Source organism: Nocardia carnea NBRC 14403 (genome assembly GCF_000308515.1).
Lineage (GTDB): Bacteria > Actinomycetota > Actinomycetes > Mycobacteriales > Mycobacteriaceae > Nocardia > Nocardia carnea.
Genome location: NZ_BAFV01000039.1, coordinates 312,053 through 332,749, shown reverse-complemented (window position 1 = coordinate 332,749; position 20,697 = coordinate 312,053). Strand labels below are relative to the sequence as shown.

Annotated in this window: 24 protein-coding genes; 15 read left to right on the top strand and 9 right to left on the bottom strand. The window is 67.2% G+C overall.

Annotated elements, in window-relative coordinates; genetic code table 11:
* The first annotated feature begins 22 nt into the window (after nt 1–22).
* Together ON22_RS14425 and ON22_RS14420 are read left to right on the top strand one after the other, a co-directional pair.
* On the top strand, nt 23–880 hold the full coding sequence (locus tag ON22_RS14425) for an SDR family oxidoreductase (protein ID WP_231507939.1): 858 nt from the start codon (nt 23–25) through the stop codon (nt 878–880).
* Entirely contained in the window at nt 877–1,995 is a 1,119-nt protein-coding gene (locus tag ON22_RS14420) for an MBL fold metallo-hydrolase (protein ID WP_051157614.1), read from the top strand. Before ON22_RS14425 ends, ON22_RS14420 begins: the two co-directional genes overlap by 4 nt.
* An 8-nt stretch (nt 1,996–2,003) precedes the next feature.
* On the opposite strand, the gene ON22_RS14415 is transcribed toward ON22_RS14420, so the two are convergent.
* The 3 genes from ON22_RS14415 to ON22_RS14405 all read right to left on the bottom strand — a co-directional run bounded on the left by ON22_RS14415 (nt 2,004) and on the right by ON22_RS14405 (nt 4,963).
* Nucleotides 2,004–2,405 carry a DUF302 domain-containing protein gene (locus ON22_RS14415; RefSeq protein ID WP_033241705.1) on the bottom strand — a complete coding sequence of 134 codons (402 nt, stop codon included), beginning with the start codon at nt 2,403–2,405 and terminating at the stop codon, nt 2,004–2,006.
* A gap of 55 nt (nt 2,406–2,460) precedes the next feature.
* A complete protein-coding gene (locus ON22_RS14410; protein WP_033241706.1) occupies nt 2,461–2,730 on the bottom strand; it encodes a metal-sensitive transcriptional regulator in 270 nt (89 codons plus the stop codon).
* A 73-nt stretch (nt 2,731–2,803) separates the two neighbouring features.
* Complete coding sequence (locus tag ON22_RS14405) at nt 2,804–4,963, bottom strand: MMPL family transporter (protein ID WP_081595567.1); 2,160 nt, start codon at nt 4,961–4,963, stop codon at nt 2,804–2,806.
* A gap of 352 nt (nt 4,964–5,315) precedes the next feature.
* Between ON22_RS14405 and ON22_RS14400 the strand changes: the two genes are divergently transcribed.
* From ON22_RS14400 to ON22_RS14390, 3 genes are all read left to right on the top strand, one after another.
* Entirely contained in the window at nt 5,316–5,828 is a 513-nt protein-coding gene (locus ON22_RS14400; protein ID WP_033241708.1) for a nitroreductase/quinone reductase family protein, read from the top strand.
* A 292-nt stretch (nt 5,829–6,120) separates the two neighbouring features.
* Entirely contained in the window at nt 6,121–6,825 is a 705-nt protein-coding gene (locus tag ON22_RS14395; protein ID WP_033241709.1) for a hypothetical protein, read from the top strand.
* A gap of 124 nt (nt 6,826–6,949) precedes the next feature.
* The gene (locus tag ON22_RS14390; protein ID WP_033241710.1) at nt 6,950–7,285 is read left to right on the top strand and encodes a YnfA family protein; all 336 of its coding nucleotides are present in this window, start codon (nt 6,950–6,952) and stop codon (nt 7,283–7,285) included.
* Between the two features lie 112 nt (nt 7,286–7,397).
* Here ON22_RS14390 and ON22_RS14385 read toward each other — a convergent pair whose 3' ends face one another.
* Both ON22_RS14385 and ON22_RS14380 read right to left on the bottom strand, forming a co-directional pair.
* Nucleotides 7,398–7,745, bottom strand: a complete 348-nt coding sequence (locus tag ON22_RS14385; RefSeq protein WP_033241711.1) for a DUF1330 domain-containing protein — start codon at nt 7,743–7,745, stop codon at nt 7,398–7,400.
* Between the two features lie 67 nt (nt 7,746–7,812).
* Complete coding sequence (locus tag ON22_RS14380) at nt 7,813–8,484, bottom strand: TetR/AcrR family transcriptional regulator (protein ID WP_033241712.1); 672 nt, start codon at nt 8,482–8,484, stop codon at nt 7,813–7,815.
* Nucleotides 8,485–8,594: 110 nt separating this feature from the next.
* On the opposite strand from ON22_RS14380, the gene ON22_RS14375 reads away from it, so the two are divergent.
* Nucleotides 8,595–9,254, top strand: coding sequence for a hypothetical protein (locus ON22_RS14375; RefSeq protein ID WP_033242350.1), 660 nt, complete (start codon nt 8,595–8,597; stop codon nt 9,252–9,254).
* Complete coding sequence (locus tag ON22_RS14370; RefSeq protein ID WP_033241713.1) at nt 9,251–10,060, top strand: SDR family oxidoreductase; 810 nt, start codon at nt 9,251–9,253, stop codon at nt 10,058–10,060. The genes ON22_RS14375 and ON22_RS14370 overlap by 4 nt, the downstream gene beginning before the upstream one ends.
* A 25-nt stretch (nt 10,061–10,085) precedes the next feature.
* Here ON22_RS14370 and kstD read toward each other — a convergent pair whose 3' ends face one another.
* The 4 genes from kstD to ON22_RS14350 all read right to left on the bottom strand — a co-directional run bounded on the left by kstD (nt 10,086) and on the right by ON22_RS14350 (nt 13,940).
* Nucleotides 10,086–11,798, bottom strand: coding sequence for a 3-oxosteroid 1-dehydrogenase (gene kstD / locus ON22_RS14365; protein WP_033241714.1), 1,713 nt, complete (start codon nt 11,796–11,798; stop codon nt 10,086–10,088).
* A 37-nt stretch (nt 11,799–11,835) separates the two neighbouring features.
* The gene (locus ON22_RS14360; RefSeq protein WP_033241715.1) at nt 11,836–12,429 is read right to left on the bottom strand and encodes a TetR/AcrR family transcriptional regulator; all 594 of its coding nucleotides are present in this window, start codon (nt 12,427–12,429) and stop codon (nt 11,836–11,838) included.
* Between the two features lie 72 nt (nt 12,430–12,501).
* Complete coding sequence (locus tag ON22_RS14355; RefSeq protein ID WP_033241716.1) at nt 12,502–13,329, bottom strand: cytochrome c biogenesis CcdA family protein; 828 nt, start codon at nt 13,327–13,329, stop codon at nt 12,502–12,504.
* Nucleotides 13,329–13,940 (bottom strand): DsbA family protein, encoded by a 612-nt coding sequence (locus ON22_RS14350; protein ID WP_051157613.1) that lies wholly within the window; start codon nt 13,938–13,940, stop codon nt 13,329–13,331. The genes ON22_RS14355 and ON22_RS14350 overlap by 1 nt, the downstream gene beginning before the upstream one ends.
* 232 nt (nt 13,941–14,172) lie before the next feature.
* Here ON22_RS14350 and ON22_RS14345 point away from each other — a divergent pair, with 232 nt between their 5' ends.
* From ON22_RS14345 to ON22_RS14310, 8 genes are all read left to right on the top strand, one after another.
* Nucleotides 14,173–14,718, top strand: a complete 546-nt coding sequence (locus ON22_RS14345) for a hypothetical protein (protein WP_231507940.1) — start codon at nt 14,173–14,175, stop codon at nt 14,716–14,718.
* A gap of 10 nt (nt 14,719–14,728) precedes the next feature.
* On the top strand, nt 14,729–15,115 hold the full coding sequence (locus ON22_RS14340; RefSeq protein WP_231507941.1) for a BlaI/MecI/CopY family transcriptional regulator: 387 nt from the start codon (nt 14,729–14,731) through the stop codon (nt 15,113–15,115).
* Nucleotides 15,112–16,110: a M56 family metallopeptidase gene (locus ON22_RS14335; protein ID WP_033241718.1), complete on the top strand. Its 999-nt coding sequence runs from the start codon at nt 15,112–15,114 to the stop codon at nt 16,108–16,110. The genes ON22_RS14340 and ON22_RS14335 overlap by 4 nt, the downstream gene beginning before the upstream one ends.
* Nucleotides 16,111–16,121: 11 nt before the next feature.
* Entirely contained in the window at nt 16,122–16,928 is an 807-nt protein-coding gene (locus tag ON22_RS14330; RefSeq protein ID WP_086007736.1) for a MerR family transcriptional regulator, read from the top strand.
* Between the two features lie 123 nt (nt 16,929–17,051).
* On the top strand, nt 17,052–18,311 hold the full coding sequence (locus tag ON22_RS14325; RefSeq protein ID WP_033241720.1) for a KasA/KasB family beta-ketoacyl-ACP synthase: 1,260 nt from the start codon (nt 17,052–17,054) through the stop codon (nt 18,309–18,311).
* Nucleotides 18,312–18,536: 225 nt separating this feature from the next.
* Nucleotides 18,537–19,472, top strand: a complete 936-nt coding sequence (sigJ, locus tag ON22_RS14320) for an RNA polymerase sigma factor SigJ (RefSeq protein ID WP_231507958.1) — start codon at nt 18,537–18,539, stop codon at nt 19,470–19,472.
* Nucleotides 19,473–19,515: 43 nt separating this feature from the next.
* Complete coding sequence (locus ON22_RS14315) at nt 19,516–20,295, top strand: SDR family oxidoreductase (RefSeq protein WP_033241721.1); 780 nt, start codon at nt 19,516–19,518, stop codon at nt 20,293–20,295.
* Nucleotides 20,295–20,690, top strand: coding sequence for a hypothetical protein (locus ON22_RS14310; RefSeq protein ID WP_033241722.1), 396 nt, complete (start codon nt 20,295–20,297; stop codon nt 20,688–20,690). Before ON22_RS14315 ends, ON22_RS14310 begins: the two co-directional genes overlap by 1 nt.
* The last annotated feature ends 7 nt before the right edge of the window (nt 20,691–20,697 follow it).

Here is a 20,697-nt window from a genome sequence, read left to right as displayed (position 1 = left end):
AAATTACCGGAAGGAGCTGCTCGTGCGCTCGACGAAAGAGCTGAGAGGCCGAGTGATCGCGGTGACCGGCGCCGCCCGGGGGATCGGCCTGGCCATCGCCGCCGAGCTCGCCGCGGCGGGCGCGCGCGTAGCGATCGGCGATCTGGACGGACAGGGCGCCGCGACCGCTGCCGGCCGCATCTCCGGCCAAGCCGCCGGGTTCGCGGTGGACGTCGGCAACGAAGCGTCCTTCACCCAATTCCTCGACGCGGTCGAACAGCGCTGGCAGCGGATAGACGTGCTGGTCAACAACGCGGGCGTGATGTGGGCCGGCCGGTTCGACGAGGAACCCGAACGCGCGACCCAGCGACAGCTCGAGGTCAACCTCCACGGCGTGATCCGCGGTGTCCGCCTGGCCGCGCCCCGGATGCGCGCCCGCGGCCACGGGCATATCGTCACCGTCGCTTCCGCGGCCTCCAAACTCGCCCCCGCCGGAGAAGCGACCTACGCGGCGACCAAACACGGTGTGTACGGCTATCTGAGCGCGGTCCGCACCGAACTCCGCGGCAGCGGCGTCGAACTGTCGGTGGTGATGCCGACCGTGGTCGATACCGAGCTGGCGGCCGGTACCTCGCCGGGGCCGGTCGCGATGCTCACCCCGCACGATGTCGCCCGCGCGGTCGCCGGTGTCATCGCCCGCCCCCGCTTCGAGGTGACCGTCCCGCGGTATGTAGGCCCGCTGGTCCGCGCCGTGGCGATTCTGCCCGACGTGTTGCGGGCGGCGGTGTTCCGGCGGATGGTCCCGAACCAGGTGGCGGCGCTGGGCGCGGACCGTTCCTCGCGTGCGAAATACGAGCGCGGCGCACTCACTCCCACCGAAACCCCAGGAGCAGAACAATGACCACCGGAACCGGCAACCGCGGGATCGATCGGGTGCGCCCGATTCCCGAATTCGACGGCGTGCACGATACCTGGCCCCGCGGCGAACGCCTCGCCGCGATCCGGGAGGCCGCCACCTGCTACCGCGACCGCTTCCTCGGCCAAGGACAGGTGCGTGCGGTGAAAAGCATCGATATCGCCGCGGCACCGTATCCGGCACGGTTCGCCTTCCAGGGCTATTCGCTGAATCTGAACCCGATGATCTCGATCGTGAACCGCATGTTCGTGATCCAGTTCGAAGGTTTCGACGGCGCCCTGAAAACCCTCGTCTGGGAGCCCACGGTGGCGGCCGGTTCGGCGGAGGCGCCGTTCTACGCCAAGTTGCAGCGCTTCTCCCAGCGTTTCGGCGCCGACAAATTCTTCGTCAAGTACTACAACGACCCCGATACGGTGCTGCCCCGGCTCGGCCTGCGCAACGACGACGTCGACTACCTCAGCTTCGACCACCTCCACGTCCAGGATCTCCGCATGATCATGGGCAGCACCGAGGTGATCGAGGGCGAAACCGCGCCGCGGCAACCGCTGTTCCCGAATGCCGAACTGCTCGTGCACCGCAAAGAGCTCGGCACCTTCGAATCCATGCATCCGATGCAATGGGCCTGGTACGTCGACGGCGGGATGAACGGTGTTCCCCGCGACCGGCTGCTCACCTTCGACGGCGATATCGAACTCGGCGTCGGAGTGAGCCTGCTGTGGACGCCGGGGCACACCGACGGCAACCACTCACTGGTCCTCAACACCCCCGACGGCGTCTGGGTCTCCTCGGAAAACGGGATGGCCGCAGACAGTTGGCAGCCCGAACTGTCCGCCATCCCCGGTGTGAAACGGCAAGCGGCGTTCTACGGCCGCGAAGTCGTCCTCAACGGCAACACCCTGGAAGATTCGCTCGACCAGTACGATTCGATGGTCAAGGAGAAAACCTTGGCCTCACCCTCGCCGCGCGACCCACGCTGGCTGCAGATCATCCCGTCCTCGGAATGCGCGCCGTGGAAACGCCAATGGCCCGTCGTGCCCACCTACAGTCACGGTGGGCTCGACTACGGGACCATCGTCACCCCGGACAGGATGTCCGCGTAAACCCGGATTCAGTCCGCGCGCAGGGAGTCGATAGCAGCACGGAGTTTCGTCGCCGCCTCGGCGGCGACGGGATTCAGTGCGGGTTCACCGGTGACCTCGACCATGATGTCGGGATTCATCGCCTCGACGATGACGGTCTCGGCGGCGGTGGGGTCGCGGCGGACCACCACATTGCACGGCAACAGCAGCCCGATTTGCCGGTTCACGCCCACGGCTCGATGCGCCAGCGGCGGGTTGCAGGCGCCGAGGATCAGGTACTCCTCCATATCCTCGCCGAGTTTGGCCTTCAATGTGGCCTGCATATCGATCTCGGTGAGCACCCCGAAGCCCTGTTCGGACAGTGCGGTGCGGGTCCTTTCGACGGCCTCGTCGAAGCCGGTGTGCAAGGTGGTCGACAGTGCGATGTCCACGGTATGTCCTTTCTGTTCGTTTTCCGGGCGAGGGGGTGTTCCGGCGGCGCACCGTTCAGGCGAGGGCGAGAAAGAGCTTCTCCAATTCGGCCTCGGTCATCGGCTCGGAACCGTTCTCGGAATCCTCGGTCATACATTCGCGCAGGCCGGTAGCGATGATCTTGAACCCGGCGCGGTCCAGCGCCCGCGAGACGGCCGCGAGTTGCGTGACGACGTCCTTGCAGTCGCGACCCTGTTCGATCATGGAGATCACCCCGGTGAGCTGCCCGTTTGCCCGGCGCAACCGGTTGAGCACCTGGGCGATCGTCTCTTCGTTGCCGACCATCGCATTGTCCTTTCGTAGAGCTCACCACCGATGATACCCCCGGGGGTATTACACCGGGGTGAGCTGTGGCGTATCACCGGTGGGCGAAGCTGATCTCCGGTAATGCCCTACGCAGCCATTCCGGTGACCACCAGGCCGCGTGCCCGGTCAGTCGGAGCAGCGCCGGTAGGAGTACCAGGCGCACCACCACCGCGTCGAGCAGGACCGCGACGCCGAGAATGATGCCCATCTCCTTGGGCGGTAGCGGTTCGGCCAGTGCAAAGGTGAAGAACACCGCCACCATCACCGCGGCCGCGGCGAAGATCACCCGGCCCGAATGCGCCAGCCCGTCGATCTGGGCCGTCGCCGGGTCGCCGGACCGCTCGTAGTGCTCCTTCGCGGTCGCCAGCAGGAATACGGTGTAGTCCATTGCGATGGCGAAGATCATGGCGAAGAAGAACACCGGCCCCCAGCCGTCGAGAAATCCCTGCGGGGTGAAACCGAGCAGACCGGCGCCGTGTCCGTCCTGGAAGATCAGTTTCGCCACCCCGAACGCCGCGGCGGTCGACAACAGGCTGACCAGGGTGCCGAGGGCGGCGATCAGCGGCGCCCGCAGCGCGACCAGCAGCAGGACGAAGCCGAGTACCAGGATCGCCCCGACGATGACCGGGAAATAATCGTTCAACGCCTGCTGCAGATCCAGATTCTCCGCGGGCGCACCACCGACCAGCGCCTCGCCGGGCAGGGCGCTGCGCAGATCGGCCAGGATCGCGCCCATGCGCGGATCGGAAGGATCGACCTCCGGTACGGCCTGCATGAGCATCGACCCGCTGCCGTCTCCGGCGGCCTGCGGTGGAGTGATCATGGCGACCCCGTCGACACCCGCCGCGATCCGGGCCACCTGCTCGGCATCCCCGGCCGGGGTGACGATCTGCAGCATGCCCGGCGCGCCCTCGCCCATCTGGGCCTGGACCAGCTCATACCCTTGCCGGACCGGTGCGTCGGAGGGAACGACTTCGATCGACGGCATGGCGACCTTCAGTCCGAACACCGGAACCGACAGCGCCACGAGTACCGCGGCCGCCCCGATCGCGAACGGCCACGGGCGGGCGTGCAGTATCCGCCCCCAGGCGGCGAATCGCGGTGAGCGATGCTGCTGACGTGCGGCATAGGGCAGCGCACCGGCGTTGACCCGGCCGCCCAGGGCACCCAGCGCTGCCGGGAGCAGTGTCATCGTGGCCGCGAGAACGAAGACCACGGCGAACATGATGCCGACCGCCATGGTCCGCACCGCCGGTGCCGGCACGATCAGCACCGCCGACAGGCTGACCAGAACGGTGATCCCGGACAGCAGTACTGCTTTGCCCGCGGTGTCCATGGTCTCGGCGACCGCCGCCTTCGCGTCGCCCGCCCCGCGGAGTGCATCACGGAAGCGTGCGACCAGGAACAAGGCGTAGTCGATGCCCAGGGCCAGGGCGAACATCATCGCGAAGTTCATCGCCCACACCGAGATGGGCGTGACCTCGTTGAGCAGCACCAGTCCGCCGGCCGAAGCCACCAGGCCGACCATGGTGAGCAGCAGCGGCAGTCCCGCGGCGACCAGCGACCCGAACGCCAGCACCATGATCGCCAAAGTAACCGGCCACGAGAACATTTCGGCCTTGATCATCGCCGTGTGATTGGCCTCGTTGAAATCGCTCCACAATGCCGAAGCGCCCGTCGGGTACACCTGCACACCGTCGCCCGACAGGGCGGTCAGCGCGTCCTTGTGGTCGTCGACGGCCCGGACCATCTCGTCGGTGGAAGCGTTCGCGCCCGCGATGAGGATGCCGGTATGCCCGTCCGGGCTGATCGACCGACCTGGTTGTGGCGGCACCACCGTCCCGAATCGGTCGTCACCCGCGAAGACCGCGGTGATCTCGCCGAGCACCGCCTGGACCGGCGGGCTTTCCACCGGCCCATCCTCGGAATGGACTACGACCTGCACCGCAGCCGAGGAGTTTCCACCGAAATGCTCCTGGGCCAGCTCGCGCACCTGCACCGACTCCGAGCCGTCGGCCTGCCAGCCTGCTCCGGCCAATGCGGTGAACACGCTCGGAGCGGCGGCGCCCAGCACTACCGCCACAACCAGCCATACGCCGAACACGATGCGCACATGTCCCGCCATCAGTGCTCCGAACCTGCCGAGCACGCCCCCGTGTGTGCCCGTGTGCGTGGCGTCCGTCTCCGGTGGACGCACGGCTGAACTGGCCATCTTCTCCTCCTCTATATACCCCCAGGGGTATTGGACTCGAAGCCCGACAATACCCCTGGGGGTATGGTCCGAAAAGGTGTCTCCGAGCACATCGGCCGATGCCGCGGCACTGGACTCGGATTTCCTGAGGCCGGTGGCGGTGCAGATTTCTGTGGCCGGAGGGCGCGGACGCATTGCACTGAGTCCGCTGTCGCCGGGGTGAAAGCCGTGTCAGCGGACCCGTGCGGTGGCGTCGATGCGGATGCCGTGGAACGGGAAGGTCACGCCGCATGAGGCGCGCCGCGTGCCGCAATCGCACGGTTGTGGTCAATTCAGGACAGAAACTGGCCTGAATATGCGGCACACTTGAACCATGAGCGAAACCGAAGCGACTGTGGGACAGCCGGATCAGGCCGAAATCACCGACTACAACGATCCGAACGCGCCGTGGAACCAGTCCTGGGACGAAGAGGGCAGCATCGCCAACTGGAACGACGATGTGATCAAGGAGTTCCGGGAGAACTCGGGCAAGGTGGGCGGTGCGTACGCGGGCGGCGACCTCATCCTGCTCACCACCACGGGAGCCAAGAGCGGCAAGCGGCACACAACTCCCCTCGGGCCGCTGTACCGGGGCGACACCATGTACGTGAGCTCGTTCATCGAAGACAAGTACCCGGCCTGGTGGTACAACATCAAGGCGAATCCGCAGGTCACCGTCGAGCTCCGGGACAAGACCTACCAGGCGACCGGGAAGGTGCTCGAAGGCGCGGACTACGACGAGTTCGCGGCCTGGGTCCTGGCCGACAACGCCCTGCTCGCGGACTTCCAGTCCAAGATCGACCGGCCCATGCCCCTGGTCGTGCTGACCCTCGACGGGGAAAACTGAGCGCTCCCAGGAGCCTCCCGGTCCGGTGCGTCGGAGAGTACGCACCGGACCGGGAGGCAGGACCGTGACGTTGCCGGTGGTCGCATTCGGTCGTGCATTGCGCACGTCCCGCATTTCGTTACCTCGGTCTCGAGGCACCGAACCGGACGGTCCCGCCGGCAGGCCTGACAGGGATATCGCGCAATTCTGTCTCGATACCGGTGTGCTGTGCCGGGTATCGGGGGATACTTACCCTGATATACAGCTGGGCCGAGAAGGCAAGGCCCGCAATGGAACACGGGGACGGGGTCATATGGCGGAGGCGTACGAACCGGAGGGAATTGCCACCACACGGGCCGGACAGCCTTGGCTGGCAGCGGAGTGCCGCCGCCTGGTGGAACAGGTGCGCGTGGGAAAATCCGTAACGGAGCTGGCGGCTGAATTCGGCCGCACCGACGGCGCGATCCGAGCCCGGTGTCACATGCTGTTGCCGCCCGACCGTCGGGCCGAAGCCAACAGCAAGCGGTTGGCGGTGCAACTCCTGGGCATCGAGCTACACAACGACCCCGACTACGACTGGGAAGAGCACCTGCGCGCTCACGCCGCTGCCGCGCACAGGTTGTACTGGAGTGAGGCCATGGATTCCGCGCTGCTGGAAGGATGGCAGCAGCGGGCGAGCTGGGAGGAGCTGACCGCCGCCACCGGCGCGGAAGACCGCGAAGTGGCGCAGCGGCTGAAACGACGCGGCGTCGTCGCGAGCCAACAGGAGATTTTCGACCGTATCGGCCCCATGGGATACAACCGCCCCCGCACCGAACCGGCCGATCTCGAGCCGAGTCCGCTGTGGGTGCTCGTGATCTCGGGCCTGCGCGGCCGGCCACGTCACGTATCGCTACACACTCGCCGAGCCGGCGCGGACACAACTCTGGCCGATGTGACCACCCAGCATCTGGCCGAGGGCGGCCGAGCCGAAGAACTGAACATCAGCATCGTCAGCCGAGCTCCGAATACAGCATGAGTGGAACTGCGGATCGAAAAGGGGAGCTGGATTCCGGCCGTCCCCCGCCGGCTCCGGCCCAGCCGCTTTCGGCCCAGGACGGCTGAGTAGTCACCCTGGCACCCACGATGTCTAGGCTCCGCTCATGACCGTGCTGCGTTCCATCCTGGTGTTCGTCCTGGCTGCCGTCGCGGAAATCGGCGGGGCGTGGCTGGTTTGGCAGGGCGTGCGCGAACATCGCGGCTGGGCCTGGATCGGGGCCGGTGTCATCGCGCTCGGCCTCTACGGTTTCGTCGCCACGCTCCAGCCCGACGCCCACTTCGGGCGCATCCTCGCCGCCTACGGTGGAGTATTCGTCGCCGGATCGCTGCTGTGGGGTATGGCTCTCGACGGTTTCCGTCCCGACCGCTGGGATGTCGCCGGGGCCACCATCTGCCTCATCGGGGTCGCCGTGATCATGTACGCACCCCGGCCGGCCTGAGCGGGATCACTCCCGGTGTGGGGCGCGCCGCCGCACCCTGGACCCGACCACGAATCCGCACATGGTTACCAGGTCAGCCTCCACGTCCGTACCCCGAAGGCCGGTGAAGGAATCAGTCCACCGGTGTTCCGGCGCCGAGTTTCGTGGCGCGTTCGCGTGGGTCGTACTCGGGGCCGACGCCCTCGATCAGCAGGAGGTCGCCATCGATGTGATCGGCACGCAGGGACAGGATCTCCTGATATGCGGCCGAGTGGTACCAGTCACGTGCGTGGTTCATATCCGGGAACTCGATCAACACCATGCTTCCCGGCCAGTCGCCTTCCAGGATTTCGGCCGGGGGGCCGTGGATGACGAATCGGCCACCGAACGGGTCCAGCGTCGCCTGGATGCGCTCCAGATATTCGATTATGTCGGGGTGGGGTCTGCGGTTACGCAGATGGGCAAAGCCGTAGGCGGACATGGTGTGACGGTAGGTTCGGGCTGTGCCGGGCGGCAATTACCGCCGAGGTAAAGGCGTGGTCGGCCGGTCAATGCGTATCGGTGGTGGAGCCGGAGAGACGTGAGCGGGCCAGTTCGGTGGCGCCGTGTTCCAGGGTCATCCACAGTGCGGTGATGTCGGCTACGAGGCGGTCGCGGGTGAGTGTGAGATCCCCGTTTGCCCAGGACAGGATCGCTTGGGCGGTGCCGCCGATGACGAAGGCGGGGGCGGTGGCGGCCAGGGAGTCCTGTTCGAGGGACACATCGTGGGTCGTACGAGCGTGGGCGATCAACGCGGCGGTGAGTCCGGTGATGACAGCGGTGCGTTTTTCGTGCGCGACCGGGGTGGTGGGGACGCCGCCGAGAAGTACGAGGGCTTTGCGTGGATCGTCGCCGAGGACGTCGACGACAGCGGTGATCGCACCGCGGGCCTGTTCCTCCACGGGCTGGTCGAGGAGGGGAAGGTAGCCGGCGACGGCCGCCTCGGCCACTTCGGTGGCAATCGTTTCGATCACCGCGTCGGCAAGGTCGTCCAGGCCGCCGAAGCTTTCGTAGAAGTAGCGCTTGTTGAGTTTGGCCGAACGGCACAGCGCCTCGACTGTCGCCGTGCGCCAGCGGTTTCCGGCCATTTCGGTGAGCGCGACACCGATCAACGCCGCGCGCCGCCGGAGAAGCCGCGTGCGGGCGGTATCTCCGGCGTACTTGCGTTCGGTGGTCGGCACCCGATCATCCTCGCATCTCCCACGCCGGGGGATTGACACGCGTTTCGGATATCTGGCACAGTTCCGTACCAAATAAACTGGTACGAGAACGTACCAGAATGGAGAAGGTGATGACGGTACATCTGGAACCACAGAAGTCGGCACCGCGCGCGATGTGCGCGGAGCTGCGGGACCGGGCAGCGACACATCCGGTGTCGGCTCGTGCGCAGACGTGGGATTACCTCACCGGTCTGGGTGAGCGGGACGATCACACCGCCCTGGCCGAACTGTTTGCCGCCGGTGTTGCACCCGAAGGGCCGGACGGGAAGCTGGAGGGCCTGATCGTCGGCAAACTCTTCGGGATCCCCGAAGCCCGGCTGGCGAATCCGCTGATGCGAATCGACCCGACCTGGCGCGGCAAGACATTCGACCTGCCAGGCGGGGTCGGCTGGAACAGGCTGTCGCCCATCGCCGGTGTGGTGATGCCGATCATCACCGCGGGTTACTTCGGCCTGCGCCGTGCCGGGCGGGAAATGGAAGGTTTCGACTTCGCACACGCACTCGCGCCGAGCTGGCTCGAATCCGCCAAGACCGTGCGCGCCCTCGACTATTCGGTGCCCGAGTACCGCAATCCGACCGTCCGGACCTTCCCCATCGGACGGACCCGCGACGAAATCGTGGAGGTGATCCCCGGCGTCTACCTCGGCCGGGCACTGCTGCGGATGAATGACGGTGCGATCAGGCTTATCGCCTACTTCGCATTGCGCGAGCCGATCGGTAGCCCGCTGTGATCGAGGTGCGGGGCGCCCGGGTGTGCATCACCGGCGGGGCGCGCGGGATCGGGCGGGCCACTGCCGAGGAATTCGTCGCCCGCGGTGCCCGGGTATGGATCGGCGACCGCGATCTACCGGCCGCCGAACAGGCCGCTGCCGAAATCGGCGCCAACGCCCATGCTCTCGACGTCACCGACGAGGACAGCTTCCGCGCCTTCGTGGCCGCTGCGGAAGCCGACGGCCCGATAGATGTCCTCGTCAACAATGCCGGTGTCCAGTTCATGGGCGGTTTTGCCGATCAGGATCTCGCGGCGATGCAGCGCGAACTCGCCGTGAATCTCGGCGCGGTACTCACCGGCGTGCATCTGGTACTGCCCGGGATGCGCCTGCGGCGGCGCGGTCATATTGTCAACGTCGCTTCCATGGCAGGCAAGATCACCACACCCGGGATCGCAACCTACTGCGCGTCGAAGTTCGGTGTCGTGGCGTTCTCTCGCGCTCTCCGTGCTGAACTGGCGGGCTCGGGCGTCACCGTGACGGCCGTGCTGCCCGCCGCAACCCACACCGACCTCACCTCCGGTGTGCGATTACGGCTGCAACCCACGCTGACACCGCAGCAGGTCGCGACCGCGATCGCCGACAGTGCGAGCCACGGCCGCGGTGAGGTGACCGTGCCCCGCTGGCTCGCGCCGATAGGTGTGGTCGAAGAACTGGTCCCGGCGCCGATTCTGTGGTGGCTCAAACGTTTCGTCGGTGGTGCCGAGTACGGCGGATACGACGTGACGCAGCGGAAGGACTATTTGGATCGCATCCAGCAACGGTGAACCCGCAACGGCGCAAGCGGGGCACTCAGGGCTCGGTCGAAGAAGGAGCGCTTCGCAGGTTCTGACCGGCGGCGTGGAGTGCAGCCAGATAGCCGAAGACGATGGCCGGGCCGATGGTGGCTCCGGGGCCGGCATAGGTGTGACCCATGACGGGTGCGCTGGTGTTTCCGGCGGCGTAGAGGCCGGGGATGACAGTGCCGTCGTCCCGTTGAACACGGGCGTCGATATCGGTGACCAGACCACCTTTGGTGCCCAGGTCGCCGGGGACGAGTCGCGCGGCGTAGAAGGGGCCGGTTTCCAAGGCGCCCAGGTTCGGGTTCGGGCGTTGGCGTGGGTCTCCGTAGTAGCGGTCGTAGGCACTGGTGCCGCGGCCGAAATCCTCATCGGCACCGGTGCGGGCGAAGGTATTGAACCGGGCGACCGTGGCGGCGAGCTGGTCCGCCGGCACCGAGATCTTCTCCGCGAGTTCGCTGACCGTGTCTGCGCGGGAGAGTACGCCGGTGTCGAACCATCGCCGCGGTAACGGTTGCCGGGGTGGCAGGCCGGCGAAGAGGTAACGGTTGCGGTAGCGCTGGTCGAAGATCAGCCAGGCCGGGATGTTGGTACCGGGGCCGTCGCCCTGCCCGTATTCCCCGCCGTACATGCGGTGGGTGGCCTCGACATAGGGCAGTGATTCGTTCATGAACCGCATACCACGGTCGTTCACGATGAGACTGCCGGGCAGGTTTCGTTCGGCAAGGCAGAACCATGGCATGCGGGGGAGTGGGATCGAGGGGCCCCACCAGGCGTCGTCCATGAATGCGGTGGCCGCACCGATGGCCCGGCCCGCGCGGATACCGTCGCCGGTGTTGGCCGCCGCCCCGACGGTCCACTCGGTGCCGATCGGTTCGCGCTGATACCGCTTGCGCATGGCGTCGTTTTTCTCGAAACCGCCGCAGGCCAGGATCACGCCCCGTCGTGCGGTAATTGCGTGGTCGGTGTCCCCGTTGCGGATCACGACCCCGGTGACCCGTTCGCCGGTCGTCCGGAGTTCCACCAGCGCGCTGTCCAGCAGCAGCGGAACATCGGAATCGCGCATGCCGACGCGCAGCATGGCGCTCAAGGCCTGACCGCGCGCGAGCAGATGCCGCCCACGTAGGCGGCCTGCGGCCCAGCGTGCCCCGATCCGGACCGCGCGGAACGGTGCCCGTGGATTGCGCAGCCCTAGATGGATCTGCCGGAAATCGGCCTGGGTCAGCACGAAATTACGTGGGGCCTTCGAGTAGTCGGGTTCCATGGTGGCGAGTTCGGCGCCGAGTGTGCGGGCGTCGAAGGGTTCCGGTTCGACCGATCGGCCGTGCGCCCGACCGCCCGGAGCTTCGGGGTAGTAGTCGCTGTATCCGGGCACCCAGCGCATTGCCAGCGGTGTGTGCCGGGCGAGGAACTCGAATGCCTCGGCACCGCGGTCGATATAGGTGTCGATCATCTCCGGTGCGACCCTGTCGCCGATGATGGCGGTGAGGTAGGCGCGGGCGGCGTCGATATCGTCGGCGGGCGCCTCGCGACGGAGTACCGGATTACCGGGAATCCAGACGCCGCCGCCGGAGCGGGCGGTGGAACCACCCCATCGGCTCGCTTTCTCCACCACTACCGCGGACAGGCCGTGCCGTGCCGCGGTGATCGCCGCGGTCATACCCGCCGCTCCCGACCCGACGATCACGACGTCGACAGAATCCGGAATCACGCTGTTCTGCTTCATGGGAGCCTTCTCTGCTTCGAATCGTGGGCGATGGACGTCAGCGACGTTTCCGCCACCGGTCGTCGAGGACCGCGGCGACCGCCGCCTCGACACAGACCGGTAGCGATGCCGATTGATTTCGGGCGCTGCGCAACCACTGCAGGTACCCGAACTCGGCGGCCGCGAGCATGAGGTGCACCAGCAGGCCGGAACTGCTGTCGGTCACCGGATCGGTGCCCATCCGCCGGGCTGCCAACTCCACCAGTCGCTTTCGATGGTCTGCCGGGACCAGGGCGACTCGGTCGAGCAGGTGTGGTGCGGTGGCGAAGGCTGCCCGCCACTGTTCGACTTCGGCTGTTTCGAGGGCGCTGGAACGGGCCAGGATGGATTGTGCGAGTGCGATATCGGCGGGCTCGTCCTCCGGCCGGCCTTCGAGCAGGCCCGCGATTCCCGCGCCGCCTTCCCGCACGGGGTCGAGGAGGAGGTCCTCTTTGCTGCGCACATGCCGGAAGTACGTGCTGGGGGATACCCCTGCCGCCGCGGCGATCTGTTCTGTGGTCACCGCATCGAATCCGGAGCGCGCGAACAACGTGAATGCCGCGCTCTGGATCTCCGCACGGACCTGCCGCCGCTGCCGCTCCCGCAAGGACACCGCGCACCTCCTGTTGATCAGTCCGCCGGTGGAACTGCCTGACGGAAGTCTCTACCGTTATGACAGCAACTGTCAAGAAGGGAGATTCTTTCTACGGAGTGCGCGACGCCGGAGCCACCACGCCGCTGCGCCGATTCCCAGGCACAGGGCCAGCACGAAGATGTTCGACACCTGCCCGCCGAGTTCGGCCACCCCCGTCTCGATCCGGTACTGGTCGGCGATGGAGAGGATGCCGCCGGCTTCCGGGTCGCGGGCCACGAACAGCAGGAGAACGCCGAGGGCAGTGGACAGTAGGCCGGAGATGATTGCGTGCCAGCTGTTCGTCCAGCGGCCGACGGTGAGTTCCCGTGGGGTCAGCGCGGCGCGGATTCCGGTCGACCATCGTTTCCACACGAGGGCGAGCACCAGCAGCGGTAGAGCCATTCCGGCCGCGTAGACCGCGAGCAGGATCGCCCCGTAAGCGGGGCTCGCGCCGACCGCGGCGATCATCAGCACGGACCCGAGGATCGGGCCGGTGCAGACTCCCGCGACCCCGTATGCCGTGCCGAGAACGTAGACGGTCCAGGCACGCCCGGCGTCGCCGCCCGGCCGGGAAGTCCGGGACAAACCCGGAATCGGGATCCCCGCCAGCTGGATGACACCGAACAGGATCACCACGCAGGCGACGAGGGTGAGCAACAGACTGCGGTTCTCGTTGAGGAAGGCCCCGACGGTGCCGGCGAAGACGCCCAGCGGTACGAGGGTGGTGATCAGTCCGAGGTAGAAGACCCCGGTGCGGGCGACCAGCGTGGCGGGGTCGGCGAACGCATAGGCGAAGAATGCGGGCAGCAGCATGACCGAACACGGCGAGAGGAGGCTGAGTATGCCGCCGAGGAAGGCGCCGGCGTAGCCGATATCCATCAGCCCACTTCCTCGAGCTGCGCGTCGATGACCTGCCGGAAAGCGTCGACGGGCTGCGCGCCTTGGAGTATCTGGTCGCCCACGACGAAGGTGGGCGTCCCCGAAACCCCGAGGTTGCGGGAGTCGTCGGCCTCCTGGTCCACGGCTGCCGCCAGTGCGGGATCGTCCAATGCGGCGGTGAACGCCGCGGTATCGAGACCCTCGACCTTGCCTGCGATGCCGATCAGGGTTTCGCGCTGATAGTCCTTGGATCCGGAATAGGTGTGCGCGAACATCTCTCGTGAGAATTCCCAGAACAGGTCCTGTTCCGCCGCTGCTCGTCCGGCGATCGCCGTTTCGACCGAGTAGTCGGTGAGGATGGGGGTATCGCGCCATTCGATACGAACGTGACCGGCCTCGACGTACTCCTCGAGGAGCGTCGGGAGGGTGTTGACCGCGAAGGCGCTGCAGTACGGGCACGTGAAATCGGCGTATTCGATGACGACGATCGGGGCGTCGACGGCGCCGATGGCGAACGGGTCGTTGTCGTCGCGGCGCGCCAGGTCCAGCAGGGCGCTGTTTCCTTCGGTTGCCGGCGACGCGGCCGGGGATCGATCGTTGCCGGTGCTCATGCTGATCGCGGCGCCGATGGACAGTAGGGCGACGGCTATCGCGCCGAGCGCAATGGCCTTCCACGGAAGCGAGCGAGTGGGAGTGTCCTGTGAGGAAATCGTCGTGCTCCTTACTGGTCGGGAGGGTGCTGTCGCCCGGCGCGCTCCACCGGCATCGGGTGCCGGGCGGTGGGGGCGACTATCTCGGATAGTCGACTATGCAAGATAGTCGACTATCCGGCATAGTAAAACCGTGAGTCGGATCGAACAGTGGATGAGTCGCCGGAAAACGTCGCTGGGTCTCGCGGCGCAGGCGTTGTATGCGTGGAGTCCTCGGCAGCTGGGCCTGGCCGCGACGGCGGCCGTGCTGGTCGGTGTGGTGGTCGGTCTCGTCACCGTCCTGATTCCGAACCCGATCTTCGGGCGGGAGATACCGCCCGAGCCGTGGAACTACCCGGTGTGGATCGTCACGTCCGTACTCACCGGCATCTTGTTCGCCACCTATGTGCGCCCGGGCGCCGCAGAGACTCCCCGATCCGACGAACCGGCGGGAGCCGGCGACGGTTCGGACCGGCGCAGTGCCCGGCTCGGCGGATTCGCCGCGGTGCTGGCCTGGTTCGCGGTCGGCTGCCCGGTCTGCAACAAGATCGCGCTACTCGCTCTCGGCTACACCGGGGCCCTGACCTGGTTCGCGCCCGCCCAGCCGGTTCTGGCCGCGACCGCGCTCGTGCTGTCCGCGGTCGCCGTCGTGCGGCGACTCCAGGGCCAGGTCGTATGCCCGGTGCCTGCAGTACGGTAGGGAGGTCATGGTGTCCGGGAAGAAGCGCGATCAGCAGTCCGAGCCGGTGCGGCTGGGTGCCCTCGAACAACAGGTGATGGACGTGCTGTGGGATCACGGGGCCGCCACGATCCGGCAGGTGATCACCCGGCTCGGCGGTGACCTCGCCTACACCACCATCGCCACCGTGTTCACCAACCTCGAACGCAAACAACTCGTCACCCCCGAACGGGAGGGCCGGTCCGTGCGCTACGCGCCGCGCCACACCCGGGAGAAGCACGCCGCCCAGCTCATGAAACAGGCGCTGTCCACCAGCAACGACCCGATGGCGTCGATCCTGCATTTCATCGACGATATCGATCAGCGTGACCTGCAGCTGCTCCGCGACTACCTCGGCAAGAGCGGGCGCAGCGGATGAGCGCACTGGTCGTCCCGGCCGTTCTGGCGCTCGTACTGGCCGCGTCCTCGGTGGGCGGGCCCGGGCTTGTCCGTGCCGCCGCACCGGCGCTGACGCGGGTACCCCGGACGGCGGTACTCGTCCTCACCGGCAGCCTGCTGCTGTGGGTCCTCGCCGTCGCGTCACTGAGCCTGATGGCGGCGTGGATGGTCACCGGTCCGAGTGTGCTTCCTGCGCCGTTCGCCGAAGCCTGCCGGCAGTGCCTAAATGCCGCCAGCCCGTTCGCCCCGACCACCGTGGACACGGCGATTCCCGTCGTGATGCTTCTGCTGCTACCGGCGTTCGCGTTGGTCGCCCTGCTGGGGATGGGGATACCGCGGTGGCTGTGCCGCCACCGCGCCACCCGGTCGGCCGCGCAGGTGCTTGCGGACCGAGCCCGCACGGCGCGCATCGGCGGGCATCGCGTCCTGGTGATCGATGATCCACGACCGGTGGCGTTCTCCCTGCCGCGCCGGTACGGCGGGATCGTCGTCTCCGACGGACTGTATGCCTCGCTGGAGCCCGATGAGCTCGCGGCGGTCCTCGAGCACGAAAGCGCTCACCTGCGCCAGCACCACCATGTGATCCTGACGCTGCTCGGTGCGTCGACCTGGCCGCTGCGCTGGGTGCCGTTGGTATCGGCGATCGCCGATGCGATCCCGCACTATCTCGAGATCGCGGCGGACAACGCGGCCCGCGATCACGCAGGCACACCGGCATTGGCGAGCGCGCTGCTCAAACTCGGTACGCCCGGAAGCCACCTCACCGCAGCTCCGGGTACACCTCTTACGGGCCTACTGCTCCATGCCGCGGGGCCCGACCGGATCGGCCATCTGGTATCGCCCACCCGAGCCCGTTCGGCAGTGCTCCCGGCGTCGACACTGGGCATACAGCTGCTCGCTTTCGCCACGGTGGTGGTGGCCGTCCATGGGCCCTACCTGTATGTCGTGCTGTCCGGGTGTGCCACGGGGATTTGAGAATGGCAGGCATGACCGACACCACCCACGCCGACGGTCTGACCGTCGGTCAGGCCGCGACGCGTCTGGGTGTGACGGTCCGCGCGCTGCACCACTGGGATGGGATCGGCCTGGCGCGGCCCTCGCTGCGTACGGCCGCCGGATACCGGCTGTACACCGCGCGCGACCTCGAACGCCTGCACCGCATCGTCGTGTACCGCGAACTCGGTCTCGGTTTGGACCGGATCCAGCGCATCATGGACGACCCGGACGCCGACGTGGCCGAAGCTCTGCGCGCCCAGCGTGCCCAGGTCGCCGAACGCATCGACCGCCTCGAACAGCTCGGCGCCGGCCTGGACCGGATGATAGAAGCCCACGAGCGCGGCCCACTCCTCACCGCCGGCCAGCAGGCCGAGGTCTTCGGGCCCCGATGGAACCCGGACTGGCCGGCCCGAGCCCGGGAACGCTACGGCGATACCGCGCAATGGCAGCAGTACGCCGAACGCTCGGCGGCCCGGAATCCGCAACAATGGCAGGCCGTCGCCGACAGCGTCACCGCCGTCGACCGCGCGCTCGCCGACGCGATGGACGCCGGTGTCGACCCCGGCAGTACGGAAGCGAATCAGCTCGTAGAGCGGCACCGCGAAGTGTTCAGTTCCGCGTACTTTCCCCTCAGCAGGCAGATGCAGGTCTGCCTGGGCCGCATGTACGAAGACGATCCGGGCTTTGCCGCCCACTACGACAGGATCCGCGCCGGCCTCGCCACCTGGTTCCGCCGCATCGTCGACGCCGCCGCCCGGACCCACGGCATCGACCCCGATTCCGCGACCTGGCAGTAGCCCGGACCCCCGGCAGCGCATCTGGAGATTCTCCTCCGCTCCGGTGGTTTCGATGGAATGCTCACGTAGTCGAGGGGACAACCAGAGGGTCGATAGCCGATTACCGGCTGAGCAGGGAGGCGCATGGTGCAGGTTCGGAATCCGTTCGCGGTCGACGGGAGGTTCCCCGATATCGTCGTCACAGCGGTGGCGGCCTCGACCTCTCTCGCCGGAGATATCGACGCGACCTGGACCGGCCTACTGGAGGGTGCGTCCGGCATCGTCCGCCTGGAGGAGAGCTGGGTCCGGGAACACGACCTCCCGGTGCGGATCGGCGGGCCGTTGAAGGTCCGGCCGGATACACATCTGACCCGGGTGGAGTTGCGGCGTCTGGCCTATGTGGAACGCCTGGCCACGGTGCTCGGGCGGGAGCTCTGGCGGAATGCGGGCAGCCCGGACGTCGACCGTGACCGGCTCGCGGTGGCCATCGGCACCGGTCAGGGTGGCGGTGATGCGGTCGTGGAATCCCGTGACACCCTCGAAAGCAGTGGCTACCGGCGGGTTTCGCCGCTGGCGGTCCAGATGATGATGCCCAACGGCCCGGCAGCCGTGGTCGGGCTCGAACTCCGGGCCCGCGCCGGTGTGGTGACCCCGGTATCGGCGTGTTCGTCCGGTTCCGAGGCCATCGCGCGCGCCTGGCAGATGATCGCGATGGGCGACGCCGATATGGTGGTCGCCGGCGGTGTCGAAGGCTATATCGATCCCGTGCCGATCGCGGCGTTCTCGATGATGCGGGCGATGAGTACCCGCAACGACGACCCGGAAGGCGCGTCGCGTCCCTTCGACGCCGACCGCGACGGTTTCGTCTTCGGCGAAGCGGGCGCCCTGCTGATCCTCGAAACCGAGGAGCACGCCCGAGCCCGCGGCGCCACCGTCCTCGCCCGGTTGCTCGGGGCCGGAATCACGTCCGACGGTTTCCATCTCGTCGCACCCGACCCCCAGGGCACCGGCGCGGCGCGCGCGATCACCCGCGCCGTGCAGACCGCGGGCCTGACCGGACAAGACATCACCCATGTCAACGCGCACGCCACCGCGACACCGATCGGCGATACCGCCGAAGCATCCGCGATCACCCAGGCCATCGGCACCCATCCCGCCGTATACGCGCCGAAATCGGCGCTGGGCCATTCGATCGGAGCCGCCGGCGCACTGGAATCGGTACTGACCGTTCTCAGCATCCGCGACGAAATCATCCCGCCGACCCTGAACCTGGACCACCAGGACCCCGCGATCGACCTCGATATCGTCACCGGCGCACCCCGCCGCGGCCGAATCGACTACGCGATCAACAATTCCTTCGGATTCGGCGGACACAACGTCGCACTCGCCTTCGGGCGGCGATAAAGGTCCGATATGGTTCTCCGATGCCCCTCTCGCCGTGATTACCTCGTTTCGCGGTTCGATCGCGCCGCCGACGCAGAAGGCGACCGCTGTGGCGGCAGAACGACTTCGGTGCGGGGAAAAGCTCGAGCAGCATTGGCCGACCACTCAACTGAGCGCGACGCCCGGAGTCGCGGCTTGCAGTGACTCGGCGTGTCCGAGCGACCTAGGTCCCTCGCCGGATATGCGGTGCGGAAGACTGGAGTGGTGGCGCACGGGACGGTCGACGAGTTCGAGCGGCAACGCCGGCGGTTGTTCGGCTTGGCGTATCGGATGCTTGGGTCTGCCATGGACGCGGAAGATATCGTGCAGGATGCCTTCCTGCGTTGGCAGCGCATCGAGCCGGGCTCGGTCGGGAAGCCGGATGCATGGCTCGTGAAAGTCACGACGAATCTGTGCCTGAACCTGCTGGGTTCGGCCCGGTACCGGCGGGAGCACTACATCGGGCCCTGGCTGCCGGAACCGGTGCTGACCGGTGACGGTGTGCTCGATCCGCTGGAGACTGCCGAGCAGCGCGACACGATATCGCTGGGGTTTCTCCTGCTCGCCGAGCGGCTCACTCCGGCCGAGCGCGCGGTGTTCGTGCTTCGCGAAGCGTTCGGATACAGCCATAGCGAGGTGGCTGCGGTGCTCGACCTGTCCGACTCGAACTGCCGGCAGTTGCATCATCGTGCGCGCAACCGGCTCGCCGGCACCGGGCAACGCCCAGATACCGGCGACAGGCGCGGACACCAGGAGCTGGTGGAGCGGTTTCTCGACGCGGCGCAGGGCGGTGACCTGGCTGCCCTGGAGCTGATGCTGGCCGAGGATGCGACATCCGTCGCCGACGGTGGCGGCGCCCCGGGAGTGGCGCGGCGTCCGGTTCGCGGTGCGGCGAAGGTCGCGCGATACCTGGCATCCATTACCGGTCGCTTCGATGCCGGTCTGACCGTGTCCATTCATGAGGTGAACGGTGCACCGGCCGGTATCGCCCGGTATTCCGCCTCACTGATCGGGGTATTCGTGCCGGAGATCGTGGATGGCCGGCTCACCACCCTCCGGATCATTGCTAATCCGGACAAGATCCGGTTCGCCGGCCGGCAGCTGGACGGCTTGTCACATTCCGAAGGGCTGTCCGGTTCCTAGTGGTGTACGTCGAGAAGAAAATCTCGCCGACCACGGAGGAGTTATGGCGGAATCGAAAACAGTGCTGGTCACCGGGGGTACTGGGCGGCTGGGGCGCGCGCTGGTACCACGGCTGAACGAGGCGGGGCACCGGGTGCGGGTGCTCACCCGTAAGAGCCGGGCACCGGCCACACAGGAGTGGGTGGTCGGTGATCTGCGCACGCGCGGCGGACCGGCCGGTGCGGTTGCCGGTGTCGATGCGATAGTGCATTTGGCGACGACCAACGGGAAAGGTGACGTGGCCGCGACCGGCAATCTGATCGAGGCCGCGCGGGCCGCCGGCGTCCCGCACCTGGTGTATGTCTCCATCGTCGGCATCGAGAACGTCGAGTTCGGCTACTACCGGGCCAAGCTGGCGTGCGAACACCTGGTCGAGGAATCGGGCCTGCCGTGGACGATCCTGCGCACAACGCAGTTCCACGACCTTGTCACGGCGATCTGCGATGCGCAGCGCGTATCGCCGGTCACGATCGTGCCGGCCGGGATGTGCGTTCAGCCGATCGACGTGACCGAGGTGGCGGACCGGCTCGTTTCGATCGTCGCCGGCCCGGCCCTGCACCGGGTACCCGACCTGGGCGGACCGCAGGTGCGTGACCTGGCCGACCTGGCCCGCACCTACCACCGGACGATCGGGCGGCGGCGCCTGATACTGCCGATCCGGCTGCCGGGCAAGGTATTCCGCGACTACCGTGCGGGCAACCATCTCACCCCGGACCGCGCGGTCGGGCGCATCACATTCGACGAATTTCTCGGCAGTCGCCGGACCCATGAAGGAGGCCGGTGATGTGGTCCGGGATCCGTGCAGGCATCGGATTCCTTGCCGCCGTCCAGATCGTCGTCGGTATCTGGGCGTTGTTCTTTCCCGCCCGGTTCTTCGCATTCGCCGTGGTCGGCATGGGTATGGCCTACAACGAGCATCTGATGCGCGATTACGGTGCGATGACGCTGGCCAGCGCGGTGGTTCTCGGCGCGGCCGTGGTCCACGGCGGCCGGTGGGCGGTTCGAACTGCCCTGGTCATGTATTTGACCTGGTCCGTTCCCCATTTCCTGGTGCACTGGACCATGCTCGACCACCTCACTCCGGCAACGGGTGCGCTACTCATGGTCGCGCTCGCCGGCGCTATCGCATTACCGGCTGCGTTACTCCTGCTCAGCGCCCGAACGCACCGCACCGGGTAGCTGCCGG